The organism is Kitasatospora sp. NPDC053057 (assembly GCF_044546945.1).
GTDB lineage: Bacteria > Actinomycetota > Actinomycetes > Streptomycetales > Streptomycetaceae > Kitasatospora.
Window position 1 is genome coordinate 1 of the sequence record NZ_JBITZP010000141.1, and the last position, 1,475, is coordinate 1,475.

1 protein-coding gene is annotated in these 1,475 nt (G+C 71.4%); it reads left to right on the plus strand.

The window, feature by feature from the left end:
* Positions 1-1,475: condensation domain-containing protein (locus tag ACIG5E_RS39465; RefSeq protein ID WP_396542152.1), on the plus strand; the 1,475-nt coding region annotated here is incomplete at both ends.

The following is a 1,475-nucleotide window of genomic DNA, read 5'->3' on the forward strand; positions in this document are numbered from 1 at the left end:
CGGGCTCGCTGCCCGGCTCGCGGGCGCCGACACGGCCCGCACCCCGCTCACGGCGATGCCCCGCCCCGACCGCCTCCCGCTCTCCTACGGACAGCAAAGGCTCTGGTTCATCAACCAGTTGGAGGAGTCGAGCGCCTCGTACAACATCCCGGTGGTGCTCCGACTGTCCGGTGACACCGACCGAGAGGCGCTCAACGCCGCGTTCCGCGACGTGATCGGGCGGCACGAGGTGCTGCGCACCGTGTCCCCGGCCGTCGACGGTGAGCCCTACCAGCGGATCCTCGGAGTCGAGGAGCTGGAGTGGGAGGTCACGGTCGTCCCGGTGGCGCCGGCGGACCTGGAGGGCGAGGTCGAGCGGGCAACGGGGCATGTCTTCGATCTGACCTGCGAAATGCCCATCAGCGCCTGGCTGTTCGAGACGGAGGGCGGTGCCGATCCGGTGCTGGTCGTCGTCCTGCACCACATCGTCAGCGACGGCTGGTCGACGGCGCCGCTGGCGCGGGACCTGTCGACCGCCTACGCGGCGCGCAGCGCGGGCCGGGCGCCCGAGTGGGAGCCGCTGCCGGTCCAGTACGCGGACTACGCGCTCTGGCAGCGCGAGCTGCTCGGCGACGCGGACGACGCCGACAGCCTGATGGCCGGCCAGGTCGCGCACTGGAAGGAGACGCTGTCGGGAATCCCCGAGGAGCTGGACCTCCCGACCGACCACCTTCGTCCCGCTGTCTCCACGCACCGCGGGCACGATGCACCGCTGCAGGTGCCGGCGGATGTCCACGCCAGGCTGGCGGAGCTGGCGCGGGCCGAGGGCGCGACGGTGTTCATGGTGCTGCAGTCGGCCCTCGCCGTCCTGCTCAACCGTCTCGGCGCCGGCACCGACATCCCGATCGGCGCGGTCAACGCCGGCCGTACGGACGAGGCGCTGGATGACCTGGTCGGCTTCTTCATCAACACCCTGGTGGTGCGCACGGACCTGTCCGGCGACCCGACGTTCTCCGACGTCATTGCCCGTGTCCGGGAGGCGGGGCTCTCCGCCTTCGCCCACCAGGAGGTGCCATTCGAGAAGCTGGTGGAGGAGCTTGCGCCGGCGCGATCGCTGGCCCGGCACCCGCTCTTCCAGGTCTCGCTCACGCTGCAGAACAACCAGCCGGCGGCGCTGGACCTCGGCGATGCGCGAACCGGAGGCGCGGCGCTGTCCACCGGGGTGCGGTCGAAGTTCGACCTGGAGATCGGCCTCGGCGAGGCCTTCAACACCGACGGTTCTCCGGCCGGGCTGTACGGCGGACTCGTCGCCTCGGCGGACCTGTTCGAAGCGGAGACGGTCGAACGACTGGCCGAGCGCCTCGTGCGAGTCCTGGCCATGGTGGCCGCCGATCCGCAGCTGCCGCTGAGTGCGATCGGTGTGCTGGACGCGGCGGAGCGGCGTCGGGTGTTGGTGGAGTGGAACGACACGGCTGTCGAGCGTGTGGCGTCGACGC